Raw genomic sequence first — 11,287 nt, 5'->3', positions numbered from 1 at the left:
CGCCGTGCCGTGCATCGTGAACAGCTGGTTGTACTGCTCCGGGGACAGGAACTGCATGCCGGGCCGGGCAAGCTCGGCGCGGATCAGCAGCGCCATCGCACCGCCGACCAGGAAGAACCCGAACGACGTGACCAGGTACAGGACCGCGATGTCCTTGGGGTCGGTCGTCCGCAACATCCCGAGGAACACCGAGCCCCTCGCCGGGCGGCGCACGGGTCGCGGTCGGGTCGCCGGAGCGGGCGCGAGTTGGGTCATGACGCCCTCTCGAGTGAGTCGGTGGGAGTTCGCATGCACGGGCGCGGCGCGCGCCGGCAGCGGTGACGGGGATCGTCAGATGCGCACGAGAGGGGTGTCGACCAGGTGCTCGGCCAGGAACCAGCACTGCAGCTCCCCGGTGCGGATGACCTGCGAGACGAGCAGGTCGTTGGTTCCGTCGTCGCCGAGCTCGGCGCTCTTGGCGGCCGCCTTGTGGGCGTCGATCAGGATCTGCTCGTGCGCGTCCAGCAGCCGGGAGAGCATCGCCGGAACCGGCTCGACGCCGTTCGGCGGCCGCGGGATGCTGGTCAGCTCGGCTGCGTGTCGCGGATCGCCCACCGCGACGGCACCGAGGCTCTGGATGCGTTCGGCGATCGTGTCGACAAGGGCGAGCTGTTCGCCGGCGTGCTTGTCGAGCAGGAGATGCAGCTGGTAGAAGGTCGCCCCGCGGACGTTCCAGTGGCACTTCTTGTAGAGCGCGTGGAGTATCTGCGTGTCCGCCAGAGTTCGGTTCAGCTTCTCCGCCGCATACATGCGCGCGTCGTAGGACAGGCCGATCGGGAACTGCTTGACGGTGCCGAACGTCTGGATCTCGCCGCCGCCGTGCTGATGCAGCGACGGCTGGCTCGACGACGAGACCTGCTGCGTCCCGTCCTGGGTCGCGGTCATGCGCTCACTCCTCGTGAATCTCGGTTCGTAGGGGTGGTCGACGCCGTGCGCGTCGATGTTCGGATCGAGCGGCCCGGAGGGCGGGTGGACTGCTACCCGGTCGCGTCCGTGAGGGCTCGCCCGACGGTGTCGTGCAGTTCGGCCCACGATCGCGCGAACCGATCGACACCGTCGCGTTCCAGGGTCGTCAGGACCTCGGTGAGATCGACGCCCGCGGCAGCCACCGCGTCGATGACCTCCTGGGCCTGCGCCAGTCACCGGCCGTGGCCTGCGCGTCGTCCGTGCCGCGCAGTGAGCCGTGGTCGGCGAAGGCCTTCAGCGTCGCCTCGGGCATCGTGTTCACCGTTCCCGGCAGGGCGAGCTCGCTGACGTACTTGGTGTCGGGGTAGGCCGGGTTCTTCACCCCCGTCGAGGCCCACAGCGGGCGTTGCACGCGAGCGCCTGCGGCCTGGAGGCGCTCCCAGCGCGGGCCGGTGAACGTGTCGCGGAACGCCTGGTAGGCCAGCCGCGAGTTCGCGACGCCGGCCATCCCCCGGAGCGCGAGTGCGTCGTCCGATCCGATCTTGTCGAGGCGCTCGTCGACCTCGACGTCGACGCGGGAGACGAAGAAGCTCGCGACGGAGTGGATCCCGGACAGTGGCGTGCCGTTGTCGAGCGCTCGCTCGAGCCCGGCGAGATAGGCGGCCATGACCGCCCGGTACCGCTCCACCGAGAAGATCAGCGTGACGTTGACGTCGACGCCGAGTGCGAGTGCCTCCGTGATGGCCGGGAGGCCCGCCCTCGTCGCGGGGATCTTCACGGACAGATTCGGGCGGCCGACCGCTCGCACGAGGCTCACGGCATCGACGACCGTCGCCTCACTGTTGCCGGCCAGTGCGGGATCGACCTCCAACGAGACGCGCCCGTCCACCCCGCCGGTGGCCTCCCAGACCTCGCGGAAGAGATCGCAGGCCTGCTGGACGTCCCCGACCATCAGCCGACGGACCGCGTCGCCGACCGTCACCCCGTCCGCCGCGAGTTCCCGGATCTGCGGGTCGTAGGGCTCGGGGCGGGCCAGCGAGGCCGCGAAGATGGTCGGGTTGGTGGTCACACCGACGACATGGCAGTCGTCGACGAGCCGACGGAGATGGCCGCTGACGAGGTGCGCACGAGTCAGGTCGTCGAGCCAGATCGAGACGCCCGCGTCGGCGAGCCCGGCAAGTCGGTCAGGTGCCACGAACGCTTCTCCTCTGGGCCGGCCTCGGTGCCCGGACTTCCACGGGGCGACGTCAGCGTCGATCTCGTCCGGATGAGGCCCTCGAGTGACGATCAGCCGATCGCGCACTGGACTATAACGTCCAGCACTTCGCGGCTTTCCGGCACCCACGGGCTGGGGCCTCGTGCGGCGCGAATCGTGACACCCGCGCTTCCTCGCGTCAACGGCGCGAGACCCGCACTACCGCACAGAACCCCTGTGAGCTGCGGAAATGCTGACACTGCACCGCGGTGCCGCCGACCACGACGGACGGGTTCCGACGAAGAGGCCCGCGTTCGCGCGAACGTCCCACCCGCGAGCGACCTCAGGCCAGGGCGCGCAACGAATGGACCAGCTGCTCCCAGATCGACGATCTCACATCGCGGCAGGCACCGACGGAGTCGGAGCTACCGGCCGGCCACCTCCCTTGTCCGGTACGCGACCGCGGGAACCCCTTCGTGCCGAAACGAGTGCCGGCCACCGCGTCCGAGCAGGTCGCCGGGGTCTCGTCGCACGACCGCGCGCGAGGTCCGAGTTGCTCGGACGAGCAGCCCACCGTGCGCACGGGCTAGACTAGATCGTCTAGTCACGTCGTCGCGCGCCGCCGGGTCGGCGCACCCGCACGAGCACACGTTCGGACGTCGACGGCCCGGGCGGGAGCATCCATCAGGAGGGACATGTTCGCGGTGCTGTTCGAGGCCCGTGCGAGGCCCGACCGTCGGGACGCGTACCCGGAGCTGGCGACGCTGCTCGACGGCGACCTGCGCCAGAACACCGGCCTGGTCGACCACGACCTCCACCGGAGCGTGATCCGGCCGGGCTGGACGCTCTCGCTCTCGACATGGGAGGACGAGAAGGCACTCGTCAGGTGGCGGACGCACCCGAACCATCAGCTGGCCCAGGCGACGGGGCGCAACGACATCTTCGTCGACTACACCGTCCGGACCGGTGAGCTCACCCACGACACGGGCACACCCGGCAGCGCAAAGCTGCGCGAGCAGCGATTCGACGAGACCGCCTCGGGCGCCGGGAGCACCGTCGTCCTCGTCGGCCCGACGACCCTGCACCCTCCGTCCACCACGTACGACGCCGGCGAGATCGCCTCGCACCTCGGTCTCGACCTGGAGGCCGACGGCCTCACGTCCTGGGACGTCTACGAACCCGTGGACAGCCCCGGTGCGCTCCTGGCCCGGACCGTGTGGCGCGACCAGGCGGCCGCGGCGGAATTCGAATCGGTGGCCGACTTGCCCGGCAACCCGCGCATCCGCCGGATCCGGATCGTCCGTTACTACAGCCTCTACAACCGCAGCGAGGCCCCGCAGTACTACCCGGACCACCCGACCTGACCACCCCCCGGCGCCCACGAGCCACCGGCGGCCCCGGACGACCGACCGGAGCCGGTACCGGGTCCGTCCGGGCACGCGCCCGTCACCGTCCTCACCGGTGACGGGCTCGCCTGCTCACGGTTTCCCGGTGTGCGGGCCGCCCCGTCGCCAGCAACGGTCCGCCGTCGCCCGTCCCGGGGGCCGAGGCGCGCCCACTGCGCCCCGGGGCACGTCCCGCCGACGGCGCAGCGGCGCGGGCGAGACCGGCGAGCGCGAGGTCGAGGGCCGCCCGCGGCGGCTCCCCGTCCGGCGCGACCTGGGCGAGGATCAGACCACCCTGGAGCACCGCGACGATCCCGGCGGCGAGCTCGCACGGATCGGCGCCGAGGTCGAGCTCGCCGTGCTCCTGCACCCGGCGCAGCCCCGCGGCCAGGTACGACTGCCACGTCCGGAACGCGTCGTCGAGCGTCGCCCGCAGGTCGTCGGACCCTTCCGCCAGCTGGGTCAGGAGCGAGCCGAGCAGGAGCCCGCTCTCGCAGCTGTCCGCGCTGCTCAACCCGACCAGGTCCGCTGCCCATGCACGCAAGTCCGCCAGGGACACCACCTCGAGGAGCAACGAGCGTTGCCGACCCAGCACGGCGGCGACGTGGAGGTCCACGACAGCGGAGACCAACTCGCTCTTGGCCGGGAAGCAGCGATACACCTGCGACCGACTGGCACCGGATGCGGCGCAGACCCGCTCGACGTTCATTCCCGCGAGCCCGAGCTGGGCGACGACCTCCGACGCGGCCCGGACGATTCGGACGCGCGTCGCCGTGGAGCGGCGCGCCGGCTCCGGGGGTCGCCCCTCAGGTTCTTCCCTCGACACGCACGGATGCTAGCCAACACGTACCAACTGGTCTATTTCGACGGGAACCCAGCGTGCGGTCCCCACCGACTCGCCGACCCGCCCCACAGGTACCGCGGACGCGATCACCGAGGTCAGAATGCTGTCCGAACCGAGTGCGCCACCACGCCCCGGACAGCGGCCGCCAGCCACGGTCGCGTTCTGGGCCGATCCGCTCTAGACTGACCAGTCCGTAGTGCGCGAGCGGAGATCACGATCAAGTCCTCAAGCTAGGATCGAGTCCGTGACGAGTGCCGGAGCGACGAGTGCCGGGGCCGAGCCTCCCCTGCGGCGCCTGACCGCCCGCGGTGCCCTCACGCGCGACCGCATCGTCCGGGCCGCGGCCGACCTCATACACGCCAACGGCGTCGCCGGCACCACCATGGACCAGGTCGTCGAGGCCTCCGGCACCAGCAAGTCGCAGCTGTACCACTACTTCGACGACAAGGACGCCCTCGTCACCGCGGTGATCAAGATGCAGACCGCCCGGGTGATGCAGCTGCAGGAACCCCATCTCGAACAGCTCAGCTCGCTGCAGGGCCTGCGACGCTGGCGCGACGCCATCGTCCGGTTCGTCGACGAGCGGCACGGCGCGAACGGCTGCCCGGTCGGCTCGCTCGCCACGGAGCTGTCCGACCGCTCCGAACCGGCTCGGATTCTGATCAACGCGGCGTTCCAGAGCTGGGAGTCGTACCTCACCGCCGGAATCTCGCGGATGCAGGAACGCGGCGAGATCGACCGCACCTCCGACGCCGCCACCCTGGCCACCGGCATCCTGGCCGCCTACCAGGGCGGGTACCTGCTCTCACAGGCCAGACGCAGCGCCCAGCCGATGGCGCTGGCGCTCGACCTCGCGATCCGCAACGTCGAAGCACTCGCCGTCGGGCCGAAACCCGCCCCCGACGCGGCGAGCTGACCCCGCACCACGAGAATTCTCGTCCTCGACGTCAGGACCGGCGCGGCGGTGCCTCGGCGCAGCTCAGAGGCTCACCACGCCGCATCCCGGACACGGCCGCACGAGTCGGAGGCCACGGAAGGGGCCCGGCTCGTTTCGCCACGCACATGGAGGTCATTCGAGGGTGGTCGTGGACTCCACGGGAAGCCCGGCCGCCTTCCACGCCTGGAACCCACCTTCGACGTCAGTGGCTCCGGAGAGGCCGATCCGGTGCAAGGACGCGGCCGAGAGGCTGGAGGCGAGGCCGAGGTTGCACAAGACGATGATCTGCTCGTCGTCCTTCGGCACCGGTGGCAGCTCAGCGGCTTCCTCGGCGGTGAAGTGGGCCCGGTGCGAGGGGTCGAGGAACACCTCGATCGCGTTGCGCGGCACGCGGTACGCCCCGGGAATGACTCCCTCGGCCTCCTGCTCCTCGGTGGTGCGGGTGTCGACGAAGATGACGCCCTCCTGCAAGGCCTTCGCCGCCTGGGCCGGTGTCAGGCGGTCCAGTGTCTCCTGAGCGGCGTGGATGAGGTCCAGGGTGCGGCTGCGAGGTTCGTTGGTCATGACGACTTCCTGTCCTGAGGGGGCGCGACACCGAGGGTCGAGCCGCTGGATGCAGTGAACCGGTCGGCGGCAAGGTAGCGGTCGCGCAGGCCGTTCGTGATCAGGTGGTCCGCGAGCCGGTCGACGAACGCATCGGGCCCACAGAGATAGGCCTCGGAGCGGCGCAACGTCCGCGCGGAGTGGTGCTGATCAACCGCGTCGGCGGCGAGATCCGCACCGCGGACACCGGGCGTCACACCGACGGTGACAAGGGGGTCGTAGGTGAAGTGGTCGAACTTCTCCGCGAGGGCGATGAACTCCTCGCGGAAGGCGAGGTCACTCTCGTCGCGCCCCGTGTGGACGAGGTGGACGGGAGCATCATCGCCGCGCTCCAGCGTCTGGAGGATCATCGGTCGCAGCGGACCGATGCCTGCCCCGCCGCCGACGAACAGCTTGGCCCGGTGCGACGTCCTGACCGTGAACGCGCCGAAGGGACCACGCACCCGGACGTCGTCGCCCGGGCGGAGACCGTCGAGAGCGGTGTTGAACACCCCACCCTCGACCCGGCGGATCACCAGATCGACAGTGGACGACTCCGCCCGGGAGGCCACCGAGTACGAGCGCCACGCGTCCCCGCCGGGCAGAGCGAGCTGGACGAACTGCCCGGGCCGGGGGGCCCACGACTCCGGCGGGCGCAGCCGGAGCAGGAACAGGCCGGCTGCGGGTCGCAGGACATCGGTGACCGTCGTCGTGGTGTCGACGGAGCCGGCCCCGGCGAACTCGGACTCGACGATGCCGGTGTCGCCGACGTCGACTTCGGCGTCCGACGACCGAAGTTGCGACGAGCAGAGCAGGACCCGACCCTCCTCGCGCGACCGGGCGTCGAGCGTGGTGAGGGTCGCGGGGTCCTGCTCCACGTCACCAGACACCACGGTGGCGACGCACGTGCCGCATCCGCCGTGGTTGCAGCCGAAAGGCACGTAGCGACCCGCTCGGAGGATGGCGTCGAGCAGTCGTTCACCGGGTTCCACGGGGATACGGGCCCCGAAGGGATGAACGGTGATCCCCCGGAGCCGGCCGAGCTCGGTCATGGCGCCAGCGGGTCCTGGATCGTCACGCCGAGGCCCCTGATGTGGTCGATCGTCCACAGCCGGTCCTCGTGCAAGTGGGGCTGGGCGACGAGAGTCTTGCCGTCGGGGCGGATGAAGCCGAGGTCGAGAATGACGTCGGCGAGGTCCCAGCCGTGGTAGCGACCCCAGAACGTGCCGTAGGAGGCGTAGGAGATCGGGTTCCACGCGAAGTTGGCCTCGCACCCGTCGCTGCAGAGCGCGAACTTCTTGCCCGACCACTCGATGATCCGGAACTCCGGTGCCTCGAACCGGGGGACGATGCAGGGCAGCTGGCACACCTGGCAGAACGGCGGCACCGCGGGCAGTTCCTGAAGCAGCAGGTGTGCGCCCGCCGGGTCGGACAGAGCGGCGTAGGCCTCCCACAGCGGCTGGTAGACCTGCGACCACCCCGGGTAGTTGTCCTCGAACCAGGCGAAGTCCTGCTCGTCGAGTGGGTCGATGCGGAAGAAGTTCAGCGGCCACAGCGCGGCGAGGCCGATGGCGACGGCGTGGTGCTGGGACTCCAGCCCGCGCGCGACGTCGCCCAGCCGGGCGGGCTCGGTGAGACCGAACGGACCGAAGCGGCGGGAGAACGAGCCGATGAAGTCGTCGACGACCCACTCCTCCCACGCGTCCCGGTAGGCCCAGGGCCGGTTGCGGACGAAGTACTCCGACGCGACCCCGACCAGGGTGTCGCTTCCCTGGTGCTGGTGCCAGAAGGCACGATCGAGCGAGCCCTGGACCAGGGGGATGTTCTCGGGGATCTCGGCGACCGCACGCAGCGTTCCGTGCCCGTTGGCCATGTGCCGGACCTCGTCGGACTGGATCGACAAGTACGCCGCGGCGTAGGCGTCGTCGCCGTTGGCCGACGCCACCGGCGGGATCGCAACGGTGAGCGGGTTGGTGTATGCCGTCTCGAGGACGACGTTCAGCGCGATGGCCGCGTCGATCGGGTCGTTGACCGAGTTCGGCGCGAAGGCCGCCCGCGCCACCGAGCCGACCGGATGCCGCGACAGGGCTCGCGATCCGAACTGCAGCCCCTGCGAGTCGGCCACCGTCCGCGAGTAGTGCTGGCGCAACGCTCCGACGAGCTGCAGGTGACGCGCCTCGTCCAGCGCCTGGGCCGAGTAGCCCTGCTGCAGCTCGGGGTTGTCGATCGACGAGATCAGCAGCCCGGCACCCTTCATGGCCTGGTACTCGGCCTCCGCGGTGGCCGGCAGCAACAGCTTGAGACCCTCGACCCACCGCGGCTCGATCTGCTCGCTGCTGCGGAGCTGGACCGCCCGGTCGAGGGCCTGGTGGACGCGGTTGTCCTTCTCCACCTCCATGCGGGCGTAGTCGCGCATGAGCAGCTTGAACGGGTCACGCCCGCGCTCGGGCACCCTGTACCTGGTCGGAAAGACCGCGGCCGGTGGCGCCGTCGTGCTGTTCCAGACGTAGTCCTTGGTCAGGTCGTGGATGCGGGTGGTGGGTGCGCTCATGCGCCTGTTCCTCCAGACACGATGGCGTCGGCACGGAGTACGAGGGAGCCGGTTCCCGGTGTGGCGCCGCGTTGCGGGATGATCTCGCCGAAGTAGCTGGTCACGACGATGAGGACGTCCTCGACGTCGATGGGTCGGCCGAGCTCCTGCGACAGCTCCCCCAGGTCGAGGACGATCTCGTCCGGAGCATCGGCCTTGGTGTAGACCCCGCGGTCCACGATGTTCACCGTCGGCTGGGTCCGGCGAAGTTGCGCGACGATCGCGGTCGTCTCCTCGCCCGCGATCAGGCTGATCCCGACACCCCGCTGAGCGGGCTCGGGAACGGTTCTCACGGTCACAGGGAAGCTCCCGAGGTGGTGACGAGACCCCACTTGTCGGCGGCGGTCGCGTCGTAGCGATCCAGGACGTCTCGCCACCGGCTCTCGTCGGCGGGTGGGGCGTCGGGGGCGTTGGCGGGCAGGTCCGTGAGGGTCTTCGCCGAGTCCTCGGCCCGCTGTCGCCAGGTCAGGATCCACCGCCGCACGAGCTGTCGGTTCGAGGTCCCGTGAACGCTGTCGGTCACCAGGTGGTGGACGAGAGCGTCGGTCCACGCTCGGGCCCGCTCGGCGTCCGCGGCCCAGGCCTGCGCGATCAGCGGGATGAACCGGTCACCGTTGCGCTCGGCGGCCGGGCGCAGATACTCGTTGCGCAGGAAGTGACCGATCAGCGGCTCCAGGACGAGGTTGATCGCCACCACCGCCTCGACCCAGTCCTCGGTGGCCAGCAACAGCTCCACCGTCTCGCGTAGCGGCCGCCACTGCGGCGATGTCAACCACAGATCATGGACGTCGGCGAAGATGTCGGGCGCTCCGGCGTTCTCCACCTCGACCCGTACAACAGCGGTGTGTTCGACGTGGCGCAGCTTGTCCGCGGCGTCGAACACCAGCGGGAGAGTGAGGGTGTCGGACAACGCCAGCCGTTGCGCCCTGCTCAAGACCCTGAAGTAGGCGCGGTCGACGAACGGCAGGACGACGAGATCGCGACCGATCCCCTCGACGAGTCAGTCCGGTTGAATCCGGTCGACGGCCTTGGCCTCACGCAACTCGGCGAGCCCTGCAGCCAGGTCGCTCTCGACCCGATGGACGTCCGCGACCCATTCGACGTAGATCGATCGGTTCGGGTCGCGGAAGGCCGACCAGTCCGAGGACCGGGCCGCGGTCGAGTCGGCGGTGAGGGGTGCCGACCCGTCCGGGAAGAGCAAGGGCCACCCCTGCGCGGCGTCGGTGTCGTCGGGGCCGATCTGTTGACCGAGGGTGAACTCTTCGTAGTCGGTCAGCTGCGGAGCAGCCATGGAGATCCTCTCGAGGATGCGCACGGTTCAGGTCACGAGCTCTGTTGGTCACCTCGCCACCCCGACATGGGCTGCGGGCTGCGGGCACGGAGCGCATCGGGCCGAGGCCCGAAACCGGCCGGCAGGTTCCTCCGGGGGCCGGGCGGCGGCCGATTCGACCGAGTCCGCCGAGCACGAGATGCCCGGCCGGGTGCCGCGGCAACAGCCCTCACCCGTACCGATGGAGGTGAGGAGGCGGGTGCGGGTCTAGCTCGGACAGAGCGCGCTGGTCACGCGCTGGAGATCGACGTGGAGGCGCTGAGTTCCGACGAACATCGAGAAGCACCTCCCGGATCGCGTCGACGTGGAACCGCACGAGCGGCCTCGTCAAAGACTGACACAACGACCGCGGACGGGCCGGTACAGATTCTGGACCGGCGCTACGAGCTCGCGTCGGCCCGCCGCTCGGCGACCCTGGGGGCGAAGTCGCTGCGCCTGAACCAGGTCGGGAAGTCCCGCAGCAGTGCCGGACGCCCGGACAGCTCCATCTCCCCGTCCTCGAGGACCTCTGACCAGCCACGATGGCCGTACCAGACCGAGTACCAGACCTCCGACTTCGCCCGAGCATGAACGTCCACGTCGAACATCGGGTCGCGCGTACAGACCGAGGAGTCCTCACCGTCGAGTACCAGCCAGCCCCGGACCTGTTCGCGCCCCTGCTCGAAGATCAACTCGACCGTCACCCGCTGGTCCGGAAGAGCCTCGCTCCGTAGCCCGAGGCGCATGCGCCACATCAGTAGGTGCGGATCGAGTCGCTCGTCGGCGGGTTCGGGGAACGCCCATCGGACGCCCCAGTTCCCCACGGCCACGAGGACATCCTCGAGATCGGCGCCCCGCTCCGTGAGCCGATAGCCGCGGTTACCGGCAACCGACTCCACGAGCCCCGACTGCTGCAGGGCCCTCAGCCGTTGACTCAGCAGAGTGCGAGACAGTCCGGGCAGTCCCCGATGGATGTCGTTGAACCCACGAGCACCGACATACAGCTCTCGAATGATCAAGAGATTCCAGCGCTCACACAACACCGTCGCCGCCATCGACACAGGGCAGTACTCCGGGCCCGCGGCACTCATGATCCGAGTCTAGAAGACCACCGGCTCCCGCAGTACAGATTCTGTACCGGGGGCACGCCGTCGGCGCCACCGGCAGAGCGAAAGCGGCATGCAACGACGGACCAGTCGCCTGGTGCGTCCGACGAAACAGAACGCTGCGCCCACGCCACGATCCCTGTCGGCGAGCGGGGCGGGAACTCTGTCGGTGCTGTCGGTCCCATAGTGCACACTGACGCTCGTGGAGGAGACCAGCGCAGAACTGCTCAACCGTCCGGTTTACGGCATGAGCCAGGCCGCGCGGCTCCTCGGCCTGCGCACGGACGGCCTCCGCCGCTGGATCGACGGCTACGAGCGCCGGGGCAAGGCCTACGCCCCCGTCATCCGTGAGCGCTCCACCGGCGTCGACACGGTCACCTGGGGTGAGTTCGTT

The 11,287-nt window shown here is 69.9% G+C and carries 12 protein-coding genes and 3 pseudogenes; 3 read left to right on the top strand and 12 right to left on the bottom strand.

Features of this window, described 5'->3' with window-relative positions:
• The 3 genes and pseudogenes from PSU4_RS29475 to tal form a co-directional block, all read right to left on the bottom strand.
• On the bottom strand, nt 1-255 hold a 255-nt coding region (locus tag PSU4_RS29475), incomplete at its 3' end, for a cbb3-type cytochrome c oxidase subunit I (protein ID WP_186817255.1).
• Between the two features lie 75 nt (nt 256-330).
• Nucleotides 331-924, bottom strand: coding sequence for a Dps family protein (locus tag PSU4_RS29470; RefSeq protein WP_147115722.1), 594 nt, complete (start codon nt 922-924; stop codon nt 331-333).
• A gap of 92 nt (nt 925-1,016) precedes the next feature.
• Nucleotides 1,017-2,140, bottom strand: a pseudogene (gene tal, locus PSU4_RS29465) (transaldolase).
• Nucleotides 2,141-2,835: 695 nt separating this feature from the next.
• On the opposite strand from tal, the gene PSU4_RS29460 reads away from it, so the two are divergent.
• Nucleotides 2,836-3,504 carry an antibiotic biosynthesis monooxygenase family protein gene (locus tag PSU4_RS29460; RefSeq protein ID WP_147115720.1) on the top strand — a complete coding sequence of 223 codons (669 nt, stop codon included), beginning with the start codon at nt 2,836-2,838 and terminating at the stop codon, nt 3,502-3,504.
• A 91-nt stretch (nt 3,505-3,595) separates the two neighbouring features.
• Here the strand turns inward: PSU4_RS29460 and PSU4_RS29455 are convergent, their stop codons facing one another.
• On the bottom strand, nt 3,596-4,141 hold the full coding sequence (locus PSU4_RS29455) for a TetR family transcriptional regulator C-terminal domain-containing protein (protein ID WP_246115425.1): 546 nt from the start codon (nt 4,139-4,141) through the stop codon (nt 3,596-3,598).
• 12 nt (nt 4,142-4,153) lie between these two features.
• A pseudogene (locus PSU4_RS33150) lies at nt 4,154-4,351 on the bottom strand (TetR/AcrR family transcriptional regulator); the annotation flags it as partial.
• Between the two features lie 262 nt (nt 4,352-4,613).
• On the opposite strand from PSU4_RS33150, the gene PSU4_RS29450 reads away from it, so the two are divergent.
• Nucleotides 4,614-5,285 (top strand): TetR/AcrR family transcriptional regulator, encoded by a 672-nt coding sequence (locus tag PSU4_RS29450; RefSeq protein ID WP_147115717.1) that lies wholly within the window; start codon nt 4,614-4,616, stop codon nt 5,283-5,285.
• A 153-nt stretch (nt 5,286-5,438) separates the two neighbouring features.
• Here PSU4_RS29450 and PSU4_RS29445 read toward each other — a convergent pair whose 3' ends face one another.
• From PSU4_RS29445 to PSU4_RS29415, 7 genes and pseudogenes are all read right to left on the bottom strand, one after another.
• Nucleotides 5,439-5,870: a rhodanese-like domain-containing protein gene (locus PSU4_RS29445; RefSeq protein ID WP_147115715.1), complete on the bottom strand. Its 432-nt coding sequence runs from the start codon at nt 5,868-5,870 to the stop codon at nt 5,439-5,441.
• On the bottom strand, nt 5,867-6,940 hold the full coding sequence (locus tag PSU4_RS29440; protein WP_147115714.1) for a 2Fe-2S iron-sulfur cluster binding domain-containing protein: 1,074 nt from the start codon (nt 6,938-6,940) through the stop codon (nt 5,867-5,869). Before PSU4_RS29440 ends, PSU4_RS29445 begins: the two co-directional genes overlap by 4 nt.
• On the bottom strand, nt 6,937-8,439 hold the full coding sequence (locus tag PSU4_RS29435; protein WP_147115713.1) for a ferritin family protein: 1,503 nt from the start codon (nt 8,437-8,439) through the stop codon (nt 6,937-6,939). Before PSU4_RS29435 ends, PSU4_RS29440 begins: the two co-directional genes overlap by 4 nt.
• Nucleotides 8,436-8,771, bottom strand: a complete 336-nt coding sequence (locus PSU4_RS31635) for an MmoB/DmpM family protein (protein ID WP_186817254.1) — start codon at nt 8,769-8,771, stop codon at nt 8,436-8,438. Before PSU4_RS31635 ends, PSU4_RS29435 begins: the two co-directional genes overlap by 4 nt.
• 2 nt (nt 8,772-8,773) lie before the next feature.
• Nucleotides 8,774-9,769, bottom strand: a pseudogene (locus PSU4_RS29425) (ferritin family protein).
• A gap of 246 nt (nt 9,770-10,015) precedes the next feature.
• Complete coding sequence (locus tag PSU4_RS33145) at nt 10,016-10,084, bottom strand: putative leader peptide (protein WP_373866108.1); 69 nt, start codon at nt 10,082-10,084, stop codon at nt 10,016-10,018.
• A gap of 104 nt (nt 10,085-10,188) precedes the next feature.
• Nucleotides 10,189-10,878 carry a winged helix-turn-helix transcriptional regulator gene (locus PSU4_RS29415; protein WP_147115704.1) on the bottom strand — a complete coding sequence of 230 codons (690 nt, stop codon included), beginning with the start codon at nt 10,876-10,878 and terminating at the stop codon, nt 10,189-10,191.
• Nucleotides 10,879-11,095: 217 nt separating this feature from the next.
• Here PSU4_RS29415 and PSU4_RS29410 point away from each other — a divergent pair.
• The coding region (locus PSU4_RS29410) for a hypothetical protein (protein WP_222596445.1) at nt 11,096-11,287 on the top strand (192 nt) is incomplete at its 3' end.

The sequence above is a fragment of the Pseudonocardia sulfidoxydans NBRC 16205 genome (assembly GCF_007989085.1).
Classification (GTDB): Bacteria; Actinomycetota; Actinomycetes; order Mycobacteriales; family Pseudonocardiaceae; genus Pseudonocardia; species Pseudonocardia sulfidoxydans.
This window is presented reverse-complemented; position numbering and strand designations above follow the sequence as displayed.